The sequence below is a fragment of the Pseudomonas sp. 20P_3.2_Bac5 genome, from assembly GCF_025466035.1.
In the GTDB taxonomy this organism is placed as follows: Bacteria; Pseudomonadota; Gammaproteobacteria; order Pseudomonadales; family Pseudomonadaceae; genus Aquipseudomonas.
Map to the genome: position 1 here is coordinate 24,087 of NZ_JANLOA010000095.1, position 17,488 is coordinate 41,574.

A 17,488-nucleotide genomic window follows, 5' to 3' on the forward strand; every position below is an offset into this window, starting at 1 on the left:
CGCACAGACGCCGCCATTGCCAACGAGCGTAAGGAAACACCATGCCGCATCACGCACACCCCGCAGAACCCGGCTTGATCAACGCCCCCTTCCACAACCGCCCGCTGCAACGTGCAGTGCACCTGGCCATGCTGAGCCTGGTGCTGGGTGCAAGTGTCGGCAGCACGCTGATCAGTCCGGCGGCGGCGGCACAGCACAGCGTCGAACACGAATTGGACTTCAACGTTCCCGCCGGCCCCCTCGATCAGGCGGTGGCGCAGTTCAGCTCGATAGCCGGCATCAGTGTTTCGTTCGATGCGGGCCTGGCGCAGGGCAAACAGTCCCCGGGCGTTCAGGGACACTATTCGCGGGATGAAGCACTGCGTCGTTTGCTGCTGAGCAGCGGCGTCGAGGCGGTGGCGCTGGGCAGTGGCGGCTATTCGCTGGTGCAGGCGCAAGACAGCACGGGGGCGCTCGAACTGGGCGCAACCAACGTACTTGGCGCGGCACTGGGGTCGACCAGCGAAAACACCGGTTCCTACACCACGGGCACGATGCAGAGCGCGACCAAGCTGTCATTGTCGATTCGCGAAACACCGCAGTCGGTCACGGTCATTACCCGCCAGCGCATGGACGACCAGAACATGAGGTCGCTGGAAGACGTGCTCAAAAGCACGCCCGGCATCGCCATCACCAAAGACGGCCCACAACGCTCGACGTTCTACTCCCGCGGCTTCGCCATCGAAAACCTGATGACCGACGGCTTGCCCAACGATCTGTCCCACTACCTCAGCCGCGACATGAACTCTTCGCCGGACATGGCGATATTCGACCGGGTGGAAGTCGTGCGCGGCGCCACCGGCATGATGCAAGGCTCCGGCAACCCGGCTGCGGCCATCAACATGGTGCGAAAGCGCCCCACTGCCACGCCGCGTATCAGCATCACCGGCAGCGCCGGTAGCTGGGACAACTATCGCAGCGAGTTCGACGCGTCCAACGCCCTGAACGACAGCGGCACCCTGCGCGGCCGAGTGGTCACCGCGTATCAGACCAAGGGCAGCTTCCAGGACTTCACCAGCGCCGAACGCTCGGTGTTCTACGCCATCACCGAAGCCGACCTGAATGACGATGCAACCTTGACCTTTGGCGCCTCCAACCAGAATGCCAATCACAACAGCGCCTGGGGCGGCTTGCCCGTCGCCGCCGACGGCAGCGACCTGCACCTGAAGCGCTCCACGTACCTGGGCAGCAAATGGGAATACTGGGATCAGGACAACACCACAGCGTTCACTCGCCTGGAGTACCGTTTCGCCAACAATTGGAAAATGCTCCTGGCCGCCAGCAAGAGCTGGTCAAAACTGGACATGCTCGGTTCCCTTCCCGAGCGCATGGGCGATAACTACGATCAGTTCGGTCAGTACATCGGCAGATACGACTATAAAGACCGGCAAAGCAGCTATGACGGCTACGTCACCGGCCCCTTCTCGCTGTTCGGTCGCACCCATGAACTGGTCGTGGGCGCCAGCAAGAGAGACCTCACGTTCAACGGCAAGGGGCTACCCATCGACGTCGAGACCAATACTGATCTCCACAACCCCACCGGCATCCCCAAGCCCGACGTAAGCGCCAATCCCTGGACGCAGCATCGCACCACTCAACAGGAAGGCACCTACGTCACTACTCGCCTGAACATCACGGATGAGCTGAAAGTCATCCTTGGTGGGCGCCTGGACTGGTACGAGCACGACGTGGATACCCGGTGGAACGGAAAATCATCAGCCAGCAGCCTGCCAAACAAAGTGACGCGCAACCTCACGCGCTACGCGGGTGCGGTTTATGACCTTGACCAGCATCACTCGGTCTATGTCAGCTACACCGATATTTTCCGCCCGCAGACCGAGCTGGATACCCAGAACAACGCGCTGATGCCGATAAAGGGCAAAAACTACGAGCTCGGCATCAAGGGCGAGTACTTTGATGGAAACCTGAATGCCAGCGCAGCGATCTTCCGTATCGATCAGGAGAACCGCGCCAAATTGCTCAACCCCATCCAGTGCACGCCGATCGGCGGCACCTGCTATGACGCGGCGGGTGAAGTACGAAGCGAAGGGATCGAGCTGGAAGTCAACGGCACCCTGGCGCCAGGCTGGGAACTGGGGGCGGGTTACACCTACTCCGCCGCCAAATATACAAAGGACGCCAACGAAGACAACGTGGGGCGCTTGTTCGCCACCAACATCCCCCGCCACATATTCAAGGCGTTCACCACCTACCAGCTACCTGGTGACCTGAGTCGCTGGAGTATCGGTGGCGGCCTGTATCGGCAGAACACCGTCTACAACAAAGGCACCAATGATTACCTGACCACGTTCGACTACCGTATCGAACAAAAGGCCTACACCGTGGTAGACCTGATGACCAGCTATCAGGCTTCGGAGACCGTTCACGTGCGACTGAACCTGAACAACGTCTTCGACAAGACCTACTACCAGGACATCAGCTCCAACACCGACTTCGGTAACAGCCTCTACGGCGAACCCCGCAACGCCATGCTCACGATCAACTGGACGCTCTGAGACTGACTGACCGGTACGGCAAACAACGGGACAGTACCAATATCTGCCCACTGTTTGCCGTGTCGGTTCTTTGCGCCCACGGGATGCACTACCAGCGCGAACGACAGAAACGAAAAAGCCCGCGATCCTTATCGGAACGCGGGCTTTTTCAGGTGTTTCACCGTCGGTTGTGTCCACCATCATTCAGCAACTATCTGCCAACTTCCGGTTTTAACACTGCCAACTTTATATGGTGGGTCGTGTAGGATTCGAACCTACGACCAATTGGTTAAAAGCCAACTGCTCTACCAACTGAGCTAACGACCCGTTGGATGGCGCGTATAATACTGATTTCTAACAGGAAATCAACACCCCATCGCAAAATAATTCAAAAATAGCGAGTCGGGTCCTGTACGCCGGCCGCAACAAAGCCATCCGCACGCAGGCGGCAGCTATCGCATTTGCCACACGCACGACCTTGATCATCCGCCTGATAGCAGGAAACAGTGAGGCTGTAGTCGACGCCACGGGCCATGCCCGCCTGGACGATCTGCGCCTTGCTCAGGTTCTGCAACGGCGCCTGGATCCGGAACCCATTGCCTTCTACCCCGGCCTTGGTCGCGAGGTTGGCCATGCGCTCGAACGCCTCGACAAATTCAGGACGGCAATCCGGGTAGCCGGAATAGTCCACGGCGTTGACGCCGATGAAGATGTCGCGCGCATTCAGCACTTCAGCCCAGCCCAGCGCCAACGACAGGAACACCGTGTTGCGCGCCGGCACGTAGGTCACCGGAATGCCCTCGCTTGGGGTCTCCGGGACATCGATGCTGCTGTCGGTCAGGGCCGAGCCACCGATGCCGTTGAGGTTCAGGCCAATGACCTTGTGCTCGACCGCACCCAGGTCCCGCGCCACCCGGGCTGCCGCATCCAGCTCGGCGCGATGGCGCTGGCCGTAATCGAAGCTCATGGTGTAGCAGTCATAGCCTTCGGCCTTGGCCATGGCGACCACGGTGGCCGAATCCAGACCACCCGACAATAGAATTACCGCGCGTTTCTCACTCATTGCAAAAGCTCCTGTCAGCGTCCCGGCTCGTCGTTCCAGAGCAGTTTGTGTAACTGCATCTGCAGACGAACCGGCAGGTTGTCGGCCACGATCCAGTCAGCCAGATCGGTTGCGCTCAGTTGATGATGGCTAGGCGAAAACAGAACTTCGCCGACACGCTTGTCGAGACCGTACTGAATCAGCTTCGATACGGCCCAGTCATAGTCCTCGCGCGAACAAAGGACGAATTTGACCTGATCGTTCGGGGTCAGCAGCTCGATATTCTCGTAGCGGTTGCGGTGAACTTCCGCAGAGCCTGGGGTTTTCAGGTCCACAACGCGACTGACGCGCAGATCGACCGGTGCAATGTCCATCGAGCCGCTGGTTTCCACGGAAACCTCGTAACCGGCGTCACAGAGCCTTTTCAGCAGCGGGATGGCATTGGGCTGGGCCAGCGGCTCGCCGCCCGTCACGCAAATGTAGCGCGGCCGGAAGCTGGCAACCTGTTCGAGGATCGAGTCGAGCGTGCGTACGGTGCCGCCGTTGAAGGCATAGGCGCTGTCGCAATATTGGCAGCGCAAGGGGCAGCCGGTGAGGCGCACAAATACCGTGGGCAGCCCAGCGGTGCGCGTTTCACCCTGCAAAGAGTAAAAAACTTCGGTGATGCGTAATGTGTCTTGCATAGTCGCCACGGGCGTAACAGCTAAACAGGCTGTCCGCCTCCGTCAGGCACCGCTGCGAACCCGGCATAGCGTTATCCGCAGCAGCGTGTTTCATAAAAGGGCGCAAATTCTAACGAAAAAACCCGCGACAAGCGCGGGTTTCTTTTAAAACGTGCGGATCAGAGCTTTTGCAGGTCGCGCTGAGCCAACTGTGCAGCCGAGGTACCCGGATATTGGGTCACCACCTGCTGAAGAATACCTTTGACCCGGTCGGTATGACCCAGGCGACGCTCCACATCGGCCAGCTTGTACAGCGAATCAGGCACTTTGTTGTGCTTCGGGTACAACTGGCTGACTTTGGCGAATGCCTGGCCGGCACCTTGCAGGTCACCTTTGGCCAGGTTCACTTCACCCAACCAGTACTGGGCGTTGCCCGCGTACTGGCTGTTGGGGTACTTGCGCAGGAAGGCATTGAACGCCTGGCTGGCCTTGTCGAAATCCTTGGCCTTGATCAAATCGAAGGCAGCGTCGTAATAGAGCTTTTCCTTCGCTGGATCGCCAGGTTCGCTGCTCGCGGCGGGCTGGTTGGCTGCCGGTGCGGTATTGCCGGCGGCCGGCGCAGAAGCACCACCGTCAGCGGAATTCTCGGGAGTCGCGGTCGGTGCCGGGGCAGCGCCGCTGGAGATACGTCGATCCAGGTCCTGGTAACGTTCCAGGCCTTCCTGTTTCAGACGTGCAACTTCGTTTTGCAGAATCTCGATAGTGTTCTGTTGACGCTCTATCTGTTCCTGCATTTGTTGCAACTGCATGAAAAGCTGGCCCTGTGCAGAGGCAGGGGCCGAAACCCCTCCCCCGGCATAGGCGCCGTTCGTACCGTAACCCGCAGGCGGATAACTGCTTGCGCCGTTATAGCCAGCGTTGTCATCAACAACAGGAACCTCAGCCGCTGCCATGAGAGGCAGCGTGAGAGCCAGGACGGTTACAGCACGACGGCACGCTCGCATATCGAATTACTTACGCAGTTCGACGCGACGGTTCTGAGCCCAGGACTGCTCGTCGTTGCCGGTGGCAACTGGACGCTCTTCGCCGTAGGAAACCAGTTCCAGCTGAGCTGGGGAAACGCCTTGCAGCACCAGGTAGCGCTGAACAGCCTTGGCACGACGCTCGCCCAGAGCCATGTTGTATTCGCGAGTACCACGCTCGTCGGTGTTACCTTCCAGAACGACGCGAGCGCCGTTGCCTTTCAGGTCCTTGGCATGAACGTCCAGAGCGCGCATGGCTTCTGGCTTCAGGTCCGAGCTGTCGTATTCGAAGTAGAAGGTGGTGATTGCGCGCAGAGCAGCTTCTTCGCTCAGGCTGCCGTCAACGGCACCAGTGTTAGCGCCGTAACCAGCGTTTGGATCAACAGCGCCTTCGCCAGCGTTGTCGCCGCCTTTCGAGGAGCAACCTACAGCTACGGCCATGGCCAGAGCCAGCGCAGCAAACTTACCAAACTTCAGCATTTCCATCGTGAAACTCCTAATGAACCCCAGTGTGTTAAGTAAAACGTGTAGCGCCGCATCAGTTCAGGTAAGGGGACCAGGACGGTTCTCTGACTTCGCCTTGAGCGGTAGGAAGCGGGAGCCTCACGCGTCCGTTGAGAGAGACGAGCATCAAGACTCCCCGGCCCTGCTGGCGGGTGGCGTAGATTAGCATGGTGCCGTTGGGCGCAACAGTGGGTGACTCATCAAGACTGGTCTCTGTGAGAATTTTTACACTGCCACGCTGCAAATCCTGCGCCGCCACTTTGAAGTTGGTGAAACCGTCCTGACGATGAATCATGACCAGGGTCTTTTCATCGGCGGAAAGTTTCGGGTTGGCGTTGTAGTTGCCCACGAACGTCACACGCTCGGCACTGCCGCTGCCAATGGTGGTTTTGTAGATCTGTGGCTTGCCGCCACGGTCCGACGTGAAGTACAGCGTCGAGCCATCCTTGCCGAAGAACGGCTCGGTATCGATGGCCGGGCTGTTGGTGACGCGGGTCATCTGACGCGAACCCATGTCCATCACGTAGATCTCGGGGTTGCCGTCGCGCGACAGCACGAAGGCCAGGCGGTTGCCATCCGGCGACCAGGCTGGCGCGCCATTGAGACCTTCGAAGTTGGTGATCTGCTCACGACGACCCGTATCGATGTGCTGGACGAAGATACGCGGGCGACGCTGCTCGAAGGACACATACGCGATGCGCTTGCCATCCGGTGCAAAACGCGGCGACAGGATCGGCTCGCGCGATTGCAGCAAAGTCACGGCGCGCGCGCCGTCATAGTCAGATCGTTGCAAAGTGTAACGAGTGCTGTTGGTGGAGAAGCGCTCGGCCGTCACATAGAGCATGCGGGTGGAGAATGCGCCCTTGATGCCGGTGAGTTTTTCGAACGACTGGTCGGCGATGTAGTGGGACATATCGCGCAGTTGGTCGACGCTGCCGGAAACGCTGCCGGTCAGCACCTGTTGCTCGGTAGCAACGTTGAACAGCGCATATTGCACCTGCAGGCGACCGCCCGATGGCACGATGCTGCCGACCATCACGTACTGGGCACCCAGCGCTTTCCAGTCACGGAAGATCACTTCGCTGGCCTGACTCGGCTGGCTGATCATGTTCTGGCGCGGGATCGGCGAGTAATAACCTGAGTTGCGCAGGTCGTTACTGATGATGTCAGCCATGTCCTCAGGCAACACGCTACCGCCCTGCAGACCGAAAGGCACCACGGCAATCGGCGTGGCTCGATCGCTGCCACTGGTTACCAGGATGTTCTTTTCTTCTGCATTGGCCATCCCTGCTGCGCAGCAGAGAACGACCAGCAGTCCTCTAAGAAGGTTAATCACAAGGCTAGGTCCTCAGGTGTGAATGTCATCTTGAATGAACGATAAGGATTGAATTCGCTCGGTTTCAAACCCTGCATCTCGGTCAAACGACCAATGTTCTTGACTGCCGCAACCGCGGAAGCGTCGAACGGCCCATCGCCGCTGGAGCGGGCAACGGTGACCGTCGTAACGGTGCCATCCGGCAACATGCCAATCTGCAGGACTACCGTCATGTTCTTGCGCGCCGACGGGGGTCGAGCCCAGCCTTCGGCTGCACGGGCGCGAATCAGGTCGTCGAAGTCGCCGGCCACCTGGTCACCCTGCTCGTCTGCCAGAGCCTGCTGACGCTCGGTAGTGTCGGACAACAGCTCGGCTAGTGCCTGTGCTTTCTTGTCTTCCGCCGCCTTGCGCGCTGCTTCTGTAGCCTTTTTCTTGGCTGCATCGGCGGCTGCTTTCTTCTTGGCGTCCTCTGCTGCTTTTTTCTTCGCTTCTTCAGCGACAGCGGCTTTCTTCTTCGCGTCCTCGGCAGCCTTCTTCTTGGCATCCTCGGCCGCTTGTTTCTTGGCTTCTTCTGCCGCCGCCTTCTTGGCCTCTTCTTCAGCCTTTTTCTTGGCTTCGTCTTCGGCTTTCTTCTTGGCGATATCAGCCAGTTGCTTCTCTTCAGCCTTCTTCGCTTCTTCGGCCTTTTTCGCAGACTCGGCTTTCTTCGCCTCGTCAGCCTTCTTGGCCTCATCGGCTTTCTTGGCCTCTGCGGCCTCGCGCGCCTCTTCGGCTTTTTGAGCAGCCTCTTCTTTCTTTTGTTCCGCAGCTTTCACAGCTTCCTGCTTCAGTTGCTCGACCTTCTTCTGCTCCATCTGCTCTTCTTCGGTCTGGCGCGAAGCCGTTTTCTTCGCTTCCCCGGCAATCTTCTGATTGGTCTGGGTGGTGGCCTGACTCTTGGATTTCAGCTGGTACAGGGTTGCCTGAACGATAGGCTTGGACGGCGGCAACTCAGGCGTGAACGCAAAACTGACGAACAGCATGCCGAACACCAGAACGTGCAGCGCGACGGCCCAGACGCTGGGCCAGAAGTAACTTTCCGAGGCGGATGGCTCTCGCTGTTGCATCAGGGCGCCTCGGTAATCAGGCCAACGTTACCGACACCGGCCTTCTGCAACCCGCCCATGGCGCCCATGACCGCGCCGTAGTCGACGGACTTGTCGCCACGGATGAAGACCTGGGTCTGTTTGCCCTGATCGCGCCCGGCAGCGATGATCTTGGTCACCGCGTCGGTCATTTGCGGCAAGGTCATGGCCTTGTCCATTTGCTTTTCGGTGTCGACTTCGCTGCCAAGGTTCCAGAAGTAGGTCTTGTCAGCCTTGATCGAAATGGTCAGAACCTGAACGTTGTTGTCCTGCGGCAAGGCTTCGCTGGAAACCTTGGGCAGGTCGACCTTCACGCCCTGGTTAAGCATCGGTGCGGTCACCATGAAGATGACCAGCAGTACCAACATCACATCGATGTAGGGCACCACGTTCATCTCGGCGACCGGCTTGCGTTTTTGACGAACTCGAGCCATGGGGTTTTACCTGATCACTCTTCGCTGGTGTGCACTTTACGGTGCAGGATGGCCTGGAACTCGTCGGCGAACGTGTAGTAGCGGCCGATCAGCACTTCACTGCGTGCAGCGAAACGGTTGTAGGCGATAACCGCAGGAATTGCCGCGAACAGGCCGATGGCGGTGGCGATCAGCGCTTCGGCGATACCCGGTGCAACCGTGGCCAGGGTGGCCTGTTGCGCGGTCGCCAGACCGCGGAAGGAGTTCATGATCCCCCAGACGGTACCGAACAGGCCGATGTAGGGACTGGTCGAACCGACAGTGGCGAGGAATGGCAGGCTCTGCTCGAGCTTCTCTTCCTCACGGGAGATCGCTACGCGCATGGCACGACCGACACCTTCCATTACCGCGTCAGGGTCGACACCAGGCTGCTGACGCAGACGGGAAAACTCCTTGAAGCCGGCACGGAACACCTGCTCGACGCCCGAATCCGGGTCAGGGTTGCTGCCCGCTTGACGATACAGTTTGGACAGGTCGATACCCGACCAGAAGCGCTCTTCGAAGCTTTCCAGGGCACGACGACCGGCGCGCAGCATGGTGCTGCGCTGAAAAATCATGATCCATGAAGTCACCGATGCGGCAACCAGTACCAGCATGACCAGCTGCACCACAATGCTGGCATTGCTGACCAGGCTCCACATGGAGGTATGGTCGACGACGTTAGCTTCCACGCTTAATCTCCTGCATTTGAATGTATACCCGGGGCACCCGCCTCGATGAAAGCTGCGCGCAGCTCGGAGGGAATGGCTCGGGGTTTGAAAGTATCGGCGCGCACACAGGCCACCAGGAACTGCCCTTCGCAGAGCAGCGTTGCGTCACTTTCGCGCCAGACCTGCTGCACGAAGCGCAGGCTGGCACGATTCAATTCAAGCACTTGCGCGGTGACCCGCAACTCGTCGTCCAGACGGGCCGGCGCGTGATAGCGAGCCTCGGCGGAATGGACCACGAACAGCGTGTTCTGCTGCGCCAGCGACGACTGGGCAAAACCCAGATCGCGCAGCCGTTCGGTGCGGGCCCGTTCCATGAATTTCAGATAATTGACGTAATACACCACGCCACCCGCATCGGTGTCTTCGTAATAGACGCGATAACGATGTGCGAACGGCTCAACCCCATTTTGCGCGCGCATACTCTAGTGCTAACTCCTCAGCTTGCCAATCCGCCCCACCAACTGTTTTTGACGGATTATGTCGTATTGCCAGCGCGCCCGGACCCTGTCCGCGGATAGGACCACAAAAGCAGCCGATAAATCTGTCATTCATCGCTCGGATCAGAAAAATCAGTGCTACCGGATGATTCTGTCATTCGCGTAGGAATATTCAGCCCAAAGTGCAGGTATGCATGTCGAGTAACCACCCTGCCCCGAGGCGTGCGCATGATGTAGCCCTGCTGGATCAGATAAGGCTCAAGCACGTCCTCAATGGTGTGTCGCTCCTCGCTGATCGCCGCCGCCAGGCTGTCCACGCCTACCGGACCACCGTCGAATTTCTCGATCATGGTCAGCAACAGACGTCGGTCCTGATGATCGAAGCCACGTTCGTCGACATCCAGCAGGTTCAACGCCATGTCCGCGATGGATTTGGTGATATCGCCCTTCGCGCGCACCTCGGCGTAGTCACGCACACGGCGCAACAAGCGGTTGGCGATACGCGGCGTGCCACGAGCCCGGCGAGCGATCTCGAAAGCACCTTCGTCTTCGATCTCCAGGCCGAGAATCCCGCCCGAGCGACTGACGATAGTTGCCAGATCCGCGTTGTTGTAGAACTCCAGACGCTGGACGATACCGAAGCGGTCACGTAGCGGGTTGGTAAGCATGCCGGCCCGGGTGGTAGCGCCAACCAGGGTGAACGGCGGCAGGTCCAGCTTGATCGACCGCGCCGCCGGTCCTTCGCCGATCATGATGTCCAGTTGAAAGTCCTCCATCGCTGGGTACAGGACTTCTTCGACGATCGGCGATAACCGGTGGATCTCGTCGATAAACAACACATCATGGGGCTCAAGGTTGGTGAGCAACGCCGCCAGATCGCCAGGGCGTTCAAGAATGGGGCCGGAAGTACTTTTGATCGAGACGCCCATTTCCTGGGCAATGATGTTGGCAAGGGTGGTCTTGCCCAGCCCCGGAGGACCGAAGATCAGGGTGTGATCCAGGGACTCGTTGCGGCCACGGGCGGCCTGGATGAACAGGGCCATCTGCTCGCGAACCACCGGCTGACCAATGTACTCGGCCAGCCGCAGCGGACGAATCGCCCGGTCCTGGACCTCTTCGCGGTCGCGGCCGGTAGCAGTTATCAAACGGTCGGCTTCGATCACTTAAATCATCCCCTTGAGACTGCGCCGGATCAGTTCTTCGCTGCTCAGGCCCTTGGCATCCACAGCCGCCACTGCGCGACTGGCCTCTTGAGGTTTATAGCCCAAGGAAATCAGGGCGCTGACCGCGTCGGCCTCGGCGGTGGACGCCACAGGAACAGGCGCAGGCCCATTCGGCACCAGCTGGAACATGCTCGGCACGGTTTCCCAGGCCTTGAAGCGGTCCTTGAGTTCGACCAGCAGACGCTCGGCGGTCTTCTTGCCAACCCCTGGCACCTTGACCAATGCCGAAGTGTCCTGGGCTTGAACGCATCGAATCAGGTCGTCCACTTCCAGACCCGACATCAAGGCCAGCGCCAGCTTGGGCCCTACACCATTGAGACGGATCAGCTCACGGAACAGCTCGCGCTCACGTTTTTCATGGAAGCCATACAGCAGGTGAGCATCCTCGCGCACTATCAGATGGGTGTGCAAGGTCACCGTTTCGCCGACCTTGGGCAGCCGGTAGAGCGTTGTCATCGGCACTTCCAGCTCATAGCCAAGGCCGTTGATGTCGATAATCAGGTGCGGCGGCTGCTTTTCAGCGAGGGTGCCGCGTAAACGTCCAATCACGTTCAGGTCCTTTCTCATGGGTGCCGGCAGGGCCGGTCCGGCCTTGCGGCGAATCCGCCAGCCAGCTCGCCATCAGGCGGCCGACGGCGGACGGATCACTTTAAAAGCGTGGATGCTATCAGAGACGCAGGCGTCCGTTGCGGCTGCGCGCGACACCCAGCCCATGAGGAATCAGGCTGGAGCGCGTATGGGCATGACACAAGGCGATCGCCAGGGCATCGGAGGCGTCGATTTGCGGCTTCTGCGTCAGTTTGAGCAGGTGCATGACCATCATCTGCACCTGCTCCTTGTTGGCCCCGCCGGTGCCGGCAACGGCCTGCTTGACCTGGCTGGCGCTGTATTCAGCGATTTCCAGCCCCTCCTCCACCGCAGCCACGATGGCCGCACCGCGCGCCTGACCCAGCTTGAGCGCCGAGTCGGCGTTGCGGGCCATGAACACCCGCTCGATACCCATGGTTACCGGGCCATGCTGGCGAATGATTTCGCGCACGCCGCGGAAAACCACCTGCAAGCGCTCAGGCAACTCGCCGCTGCCGGTGCGGATGCAGCCCGACGCCACGTATTCGCAACCGCGCCCGGAATGACGAATCACTCCATAGCCGGTAATCCGCGATCCGGGGTCGATACCAAGAATCAGAGTCATAACGCCTGCGTGATAAATGGCGCATCAACGCGCCGTGTCCAAAAAACAGAAGCCGGCCCCCTCACAAGCGCTACGCGCCTGATACGGGGCCGGCCTCCAATAAAGCCAGGCGAAAACCTCAGCCGAGCTTTTCCATGACCTCGTCAGGAATCTCAGCATTGGAGTAGACGTTTTGCACGTCGTCCAGATCTTCGAGCATATCGATCAGCTTCAACACTTTCTGCGCGCCGTCCAGATCCAGCTCGGCGCTGGTGGTCGGCTGCATGACGATTTCCGCGTCATCCGCCTTGAAGCCTGCGGCCTCCAGCGCACTGCGCACGGCGTAGAAGCTGGCGAACGAGGTGAACACGTCGAAAGAGCCATCGTCATTGCTGACCACGTCATCGGCATCCGCTTCCATCGCCGCTTCCATCAGCGCATCTTCATCGACGCCAGGAGCAAAGCTGATCTGCCCCTTGCGCTCGAACAGATAGGCCACGGAACCATCGGTACCGAGGTTGCCGCCGCATTTGCTGAACGCATGACGAACAGCGGCGGCGGTACGGTTGCGGTTGTCGGTCATGGCTTCAACCATGACTGCCACGCCACCCGGACCATAACCTTCATAGCTGAGTTCTTCGACGTTGTCGGCTTCGGCAGTCCCGGCACCGCGGGCAACTGCCCGATCGATGATGTCGCGACTCATGTTTGCACTCAGCGCCTTGTCCAGGGCCAGGCGCAGACGCGGGTTGGAGGACGGATCGCCACCGCCTTGTTTGGCGGCGACGGTCAGTTCACGAATCCACTTGGTGAAGATCTTGCCTCTCTTGGCATCCTGGCGCTCTTTGCGGTGCTTGATATTCGCCCACTTGGAATGACCCGCCATAACTGACTCCAGAAATCCTTGAAACACCATCACTTCTTTCCACGCGAAGGCAGAAAGAAACCACTAAATCATGTGCCGTAACGCAAAGGCGCATCCAATCGGATGCGCCTCGGTGTCCGCTTACTCAGCCTTCGGCTGTTCGCGCAGACGGATATGCAACTCGCGCAGGGCCTTGGCATCGACCAGGCCAGGTGCCTGGGTCATGACGCACGCAGCGCTCTGGGTTTTCGGGAAGGCGATCACTTCACGGATCGACTGAGCGCCGGTCATCAGCATCACCAGGCGATCAAGGCCGAAGGCCAGGCCGCCGTGAGGCGGAGCACCGAACTTCAGAGCGTCGAGCAGGAAGCCAAATTTCTCTTCCTGTTCTGCCGCCTCGATACCCAACAGACGGAAGACCGCCTGCTGCATTTCCTTGCGGTGGATACGGATCGAACCGCCGCCCAGCTCGGTACCGTTGAGGACCATGTCGTAAGCGCGGGACAGAGCGCCGGCCGGGTTGGCTTCCAGCTCTTCTGGAGTGCACTTCGGCGCGGTGAACGGGTGGTGCAGCGCGGTGAAGCTGCCATCGTCGTTCTCTTCGAACATCGGGAAGTCGACGACCCACATCGGCGCCCACTGGGTGGTGTACAGGTTGAAGTCGCCACCCAGCTTGATACGCAGCGCGCCCAGCGCTTCGCTGACGACCTTGGCCTTGTCGGCACCGAAGAAGACGATGTCGCCGTCGACTGCGCCTACGCGATCAAGAATCACGTTCAGGTTGGCTTCAGGGATGTTCTTGACGATCGGCGACTGCAGACCTTCAACACCCTTGGCGCGCTCGTTGACCTTGATGTACGCCAGGCCACGGGCACCGTAGATGCCGACGAACTTGGTGTACTCGTCGATCTTGCTGCGCGGCATGCTGGCGCCGCCTGGCAGACGCAGGGCGGTAACGCGGCATTTCGGATCGTTTGCAGGGCCGGCGAAGACCTTGAAATCGACATCCTTGAGCTGGTCGGCAACGTCTACCAGTTCCAGCGGGATACGCAGGTCCGGCTTGTCGGAACCGTAGCGGCGCATGGCTTCTTCGTAAGTCATGTGCGGGAACTCGCCGAACTCCAGGTCCAGGACTTCCTTGAACAGCTTGCGGATCATGCTTTCGGTCAGGCCGATGATCTCGGACTCGTCGAGGAAGCTGGTCTCGATGTCGATCTGAGTGAATTCAGGCTGACGGTCGGCACGCAGGTCTTCGTCGCGGAAGCACTTGGCGATCTGGTAGTACCGGTCGAAGCCGGCAACCATCAGCAATTGCTTGAACAACTGCGGCGACTGCGGCAGCGCGAAGAAGCTGCCGGCGTGGGTGCGGCTCGGCACCAGGTAGTCACGCGCGCCTTCAGGCGTGGCACGGGTCAGGATCGGGGTTTCGACGTCGAGGAAACCGTTCTCGTCGAGGAAACGACGGATGCTGGAGGTGATGCGCGAACGCAGACGCAGCTTGTCGGCCATTTCCGGGCGACGCAGGTCGATGAAGCGGTAGCGCAGGCGGGTTTCTTCGCCCACGTCAGAGAATTCGTTCAACGGGAACGGCGGGGTTTCGGCTTCGTTCAGGACTTCCAGCTCGTAGCCGAGCACTTCGATCTGGCCAGAGGCCATGTTCGGGTTGACCGCACCGGCCGGACGCAGGCGCACCTTGCCGGTGATTTTCACCACATATTCGCTGCGCACACGGTCGGCGGCGGCGAAGCTGTCTGCGCGATCCGGATCGAAAACAACCTGAGCCAGGCCTTCGCGGTCACGGATATCGAGGAAAATCACCCCGCCGTGGTCGCGACGACGATGGACCCAGCCGCAAAGGGTAATTTCCTGACCTTCCAGGCTCTCGTTCAGTTGGCCGCAATAGTGGCTGCGCATCATGATGGTGGTTTCGCTTCTCGTCATTCGTGAATTCGTAAAGGCCTTGACGACCCGAAAGGGTCAATAGTGCAAGACCCGGGCAGTTCAGTTCAACTCAGTCGCCACTGCCAGCGAGGTTCTTTTTCGCGCCGGTCTTGAAATCGGTTTCGTACCAGCCGTTGCCGCCCAGGCGAAAACCGGGAGCGGACAACACCTTCTTGAGTTCAGGTTTCTGGCAGGCCGGGCAGTCGGTCAGCGGCGCGGCGCTGATCTTCTGGAGAACTTCCATCTGGTGGCTGCAGGACGCACATTGATAGTCGTAAAGAGGCATGAGGCGTTTCTCGTTGATCCCTGCGCGGGCCGCGCCGCACAGTAAAAGGCGGGATTATATATGGTTAGCCGGGGCTGTGCAGCCCGACGCAAGCCCTGCTTTCACCAACGGTCAGAAGTCCGCATCGCGCCCCCGCCCATTCATCTACAACCTCGCAGGCACGCCCTCCTCTTGCGAAACGCCTTCCCCGTCGAGCAGAAACACCACACAGATCACCCGCACAAGGCCGCTGAAATTTTTCACACCGCCGTGACGCAGGTGCACCTCCCGGTCGACATGGGACAACACGGAATTGACGGTGCAGTGATTGGCCCGGGCAATACGCTCAAGCACTAACCAGTAAATCGTCTCGAGACGCAAACAGGTGGCAAAGCCGTTCAACCGCACCGAACGCGATAACGGTTGAGCAAGTTTCATATTGAAGTCCGACTCGAAAGGGTCGATACCGATACGCTGGAGTTCGCCCGCCTGGCGCACTCCATGATTCAAGCGTCGAGACATTGCAATACCACGCTTCAAGGCAGGGAAATGAATACATGCACTACAGCTCTGCATGCCCCCGACATGAAGCGCCGATGAATTATTCAGCACCAGCAGACGCCCGCACTATTGCCGTAGGATTACTCGGCAATAACACGCCATTTGAATAACCAGAGACAATACTTCCCTGCCCGGAAAGTTGAAGATCAACACCATGAAAAAGCCCGGCCTCTTTCAGAAAGAGGCCGGGCTCAGTGCGCCGCCGAGCAAGACCGGCGACGGCGTGAGGCTTACTGGTTTTCCAGCAGCGAACGCAGCATCCACGCGGTTTTCTCGTGAACCTGCATGCGCTGGGTCAGCAGGTCGGCGGTAGGTTCGTCACTGACTTTGTCGAGCAGCGGGAACAGACCGCGAGCAGTACGCACCACGGCTTCCTGACCTTCGACCAATTGCTTGATCATATCGTCCGCCGAAGGAACACCTTCCGGCTCCTTGATCGAAGAAAGTCGGGCGTAAGTCGAATAGGTACCTGGCGCCGGGAAGCCCAGTGCACGAATACGTTCGGCAATGGAATCCACCGCCAATGCCAGTTCGTTATATTGCTCTTCGAACATCAGGTGCAATGTACGGAAGCTCGGACCGGTGACGTTCCAGTGGAAGTTGTGCGTCTTGAGATAAAGCACATAAGTGTCCGAGAGCAGGTGCGACAGGCCGTCGACAATAGACTTGCGATCTTCTTGACTGATTCCGATATCGATTGCCATATAAAAAATTCCTTCCTCTGATTATCGATTCAACAAGCAACCGCCCCACTGTATCAAGAGTTTTCCCCACGCGCAGCCTTCCGCCCGCGACACAGTGTTGCAGCCCGCGATGGCCGGGCATCCCGCTGATTTGAGAAGCCCGGGGCTTTGCTGTTAAATAGACGGCGTGCCGCCATGGCTGACTGTGAACGCCATGGCGCATAGGCTGGTTCCCCCACGCTTTTGCGCCTATTCATGCACCACGCACCGTGGGCCCAGCTCTTCCTGTGATCCGCCTAATAAGATGCGAGCCAAACCACCATGTTCAAGATCGTCCACCTCTTGACGGGCGCAGCTGCTTTGCTGCTGTCCTTCATTCCAAGCCTCAGGGCCGATATCACGCCCTACCTGCAACAACCCGATGCCATTTACCTGGGCCTGTTCGGCCTGCTCAACCTGATCCTCGCCCCGGTCGTGCCGCAGTACTACACGGGCGCACGCCATTATCTGCAGATCGCTGCCAGCCTTCTGTTGGTGCTGGCCGTGGCCCTGCAAGCCCTGGCACTCCTGGCGCTTCCGGAACTGGGCAACCTCGCCGGTCTCGCCAGCGCCCTGCTCGCGGTGGTCCTGCACCTGACCGCCGGCCTCATGAAGCAGGCCAGGGCACGCAGCAGCGCCGCCCCTGCCAACTACGACATGAGCAACCGCGATACGGGCACGGTGAAGTGGTTCAACACCTCCAAGGGCTTCGGCTTCATCTCCCGCGACTCGGGTGACGATATCTTCGTGCATTTCCGGGCAATCCGCGGTGAAGGCCACCGCGTCCTGGTCGAAGGCCAGCGCGTCGAGTTCTCGGTGATGAATCGCGACAAAGGCCTGCAGGCTGAAGATGTAATCGCAGCACCTCGCCGCTGACCGCGCACAAAAAAGCCGCGACAACCCGCCAAGGGCTGTCG

At 59.5% G+C, this 17,488-nt stretch carries 19 protein-coding genes and 1 tRNA gene; 2 read left to right on the forward strand and 18 right to left on the reverse strand.

All coding sequences use genetic code 11. The features are described from left to right. The first annotated feature begins 41 nt into the window (after window positions 1-41). Complete coding sequence (locus NTD88_RS16505; RefSeq protein ID WP_410017286.1) at window positions 42-2,555, forward strand: TonB-dependent siderophore receptor; 2,514 nt, start codon at window positions 42-44, stop codon at window positions 2,553-2,555. Between the two features lie 230 nt (window positions 2,556-2,785). On the opposite strand, the gene NTD88_RS16510 is transcribed toward NTD88_RS16505, so the two are convergent. The 18 genes from NTD88_RS16510 to NTD88_RS16595 form a co-directional block, all read right to left on the reverse strand. Further along, window positions 2,786-2,861 (reverse strand) — tRNA-Lys (locus tag NTD88_RS16510). 61 nt (window positions 2,862-2,922) lie between these two features. After that, window positions 2,923-3,597, reverse strand: coding sequence for a 7-cyano-7-deazaguanine synthase QueC (gene queC / locus NTD88_RS16515; RefSeq protein WP_262155010.1), 675 nt, complete (start codon window positions 3,595-3,597; stop codon window positions 2,923-2,925). A 14-nt stretch (window positions 3,598-3,611) separates the two neighbouring features. Next, entirely contained in the window at window positions 3,612-4,259 is a 648-nt protein-coding gene (gene queE, locus NTD88_RS16520; protein ID WP_095154001.1) for a 7-carboxy-7-deazaguanine synthase QueE, read from the reverse strand. A 158-nt stretch (window positions 4,260-4,417) separates the two neighbouring features. Beyond that, window positions 4,418-5,242 (reverse strand): tol-pal system protein YbgF, encoded by an 825-nt coding sequence (gene ybgF / locus NTD88_RS16525; protein ID WP_110968382.1) that lies wholly within the window; start codon window positions 5,240-5,242, stop codon window positions 4,418-4,420. A 6-nt stretch (window positions 5,243-5,248) separates the two neighbouring features. After that, on the reverse strand, window positions 5,249-5,746 hold the full coding sequence (gene pal / locus NTD88_RS16530) for a peptidoglycan-associated lipoprotein Pal (RefSeq protein WP_042121796.1): 498 nt from the start codon (window positions 5,744-5,746) through the stop codon (window positions 5,249-5,251). Between the two features lie 52 nt (window positions 5,747-5,798). Beyond that, a complete protein-coding gene (tolB, locus tag NTD88_RS16535; protein ID WP_225422431.1) occupies window positions 5,799-7,049 on the reverse strand; it encodes a Tol-Pal system beta propeller repeat protein TolB in 1,251 nt (416 codons plus the stop codon). 47 nt (window positions 7,050-7,096) lie between these two features. Then, complete coding sequence (tolA, locus tag NTD88_RS16540; protein ID WP_095154004.1) at window positions 7,097-8,188, reverse strand: cell envelope integrity protein TolA; 1,092 nt, start codon at window positions 8,186-8,188, stop codon at window positions 7,097-7,099. Then, window positions 8,185-8,637 (reverse strand): protein TolR, encoded by a 453-nt coding sequence (tolR, locus tag NTD88_RS16545; protein WP_095154005.1) that lies wholly within the window; start codon window positions 8,635-8,637, stop codon window positions 8,185-8,187. The genes tolA and tolR overlap by 4 nt, the downstream gene beginning before the upstream one ends. Window positions 8,638-8,651: 14 nt before the next feature. Continuing rightward, window positions 8,652-9,347, reverse strand: coding sequence for a protein TolQ (gene tolQ / locus NTD88_RS16550; RefSeq protein ID WP_095154006.1), 696 nt, complete (start codon window positions 9,345-9,347; stop codon window positions 8,652-8,654). Between the two features lie 2 nt (window positions 9,348-9,349). Next, window positions 9,350-9,805 carry a tol-pal system-associated acyl-CoA thioesterase gene (gene ybgC / locus NTD88_RS16555; RefSeq protein WP_110968380.1) on the reverse strand — a complete coding sequence of 152 codons (456 nt, stop codon included), beginning with the start codon at window positions 9,803-9,805 and terminating at the stop codon, window positions 9,350-9,352. 125 nt (window positions 9,806-9,930) lie between these two features. Next, window positions 9,931-10,986 (reverse strand): Holliday junction branch migration DNA helicase RuvB, encoded by a 1,056-nt coding sequence (ruvB, locus tag NTD88_RS16560; RefSeq protein ID WP_095154007.1) that lies wholly within the window; start codon window positions 10,984-10,986, stop codon window positions 9,931-9,933. Continuing rightward, entirely contained in the window at window positions 10,987-11,595 is a 609-nt protein-coding gene (gene ruvA, locus NTD88_RS16565; RefSeq protein WP_095154008.1) for a Holliday junction branch migration protein RuvA, read from the reverse strand. A 118-nt stretch (window positions 11,596-11,713) separates the two neighbouring features. Then, complete coding sequence (ruvC, locus tag NTD88_RS16570) at window positions 11,714-12,238, reverse strand: crossover junction endodeoxyribonuclease RuvC (protein ID WP_095154009.1); 525 nt, start codon at window positions 12,236-12,238, stop codon at window positions 11,714-11,716. A gap of 118 nt (window positions 12,239-12,356) precedes the next feature. Next, window positions 12,357-13,103, reverse strand: a complete 747-nt coding sequence (locus NTD88_RS16575) for a YebC/PmpR family DNA-binding transcriptional regulator (RefSeq protein ID WP_095154010.1) — start codon at window positions 13,101-13,103, stop codon at window positions 12,357-12,359. Window positions 13,104-13,223: 120 nt separating this feature from the next. Beyond that, on the reverse strand, window positions 13,224-14,999 hold the full coding sequence (gene aspS, locus NTD88_RS16580; RefSeq protein ID WP_095154346.1) for an aspartate--tRNA ligase: 1,776 nt from the start codon (window positions 14,997-14,999) through the stop codon (window positions 13,224-13,226). Window positions 15,000-15,093: 94 nt separating this feature from the next. Next, window positions 15,094-15,309, reverse strand: coding sequence for an FmdB family zinc ribbon protein (locus NTD88_RS16585; RefSeq protein ID WP_095154011.1), 216 nt, complete (start codon window positions 15,307-15,309; stop codon window positions 15,094-15,096). Window positions 15,310-15,453: 144 nt separating this feature from the next. Beyond that, on the reverse strand, window positions 15,454-15,810 hold the full coding sequence (locus NTD88_RS16590) for a ribbon-helix-helix domain-containing protein (RefSeq protein WP_095154012.1): 357 nt from the start codon (window positions 15,808-15,810) through the stop codon (window positions 15,454-15,456). Between the two features lie 269 nt (window positions 15,811-16,079). Then, window positions 16,080-16,553, reverse strand: a complete 474-nt coding sequence (locus tag NTD88_RS16595) for a Dps family protein (protein WP_095154013.1) — start codon at window positions 16,551-16,553, stop codon at window positions 16,080-16,082. Between the two features lie 300 nt (window positions 16,554-16,853). Between NTD88_RS16595 and NTD88_RS29015 the strand changes: the two genes are divergently transcribed. Continuing rightward, on the forward strand, window positions 16,854-17,447 hold the full coding sequence (locus NTD88_RS29015; RefSeq protein WP_095154014.1) for a cold-shock protein: 594 nt from the start codon (window positions 16,854-16,856) through the stop codon (window positions 17,445-17,447). Window positions 17,448-17,488: the final 41 nt, after the last annotated feature.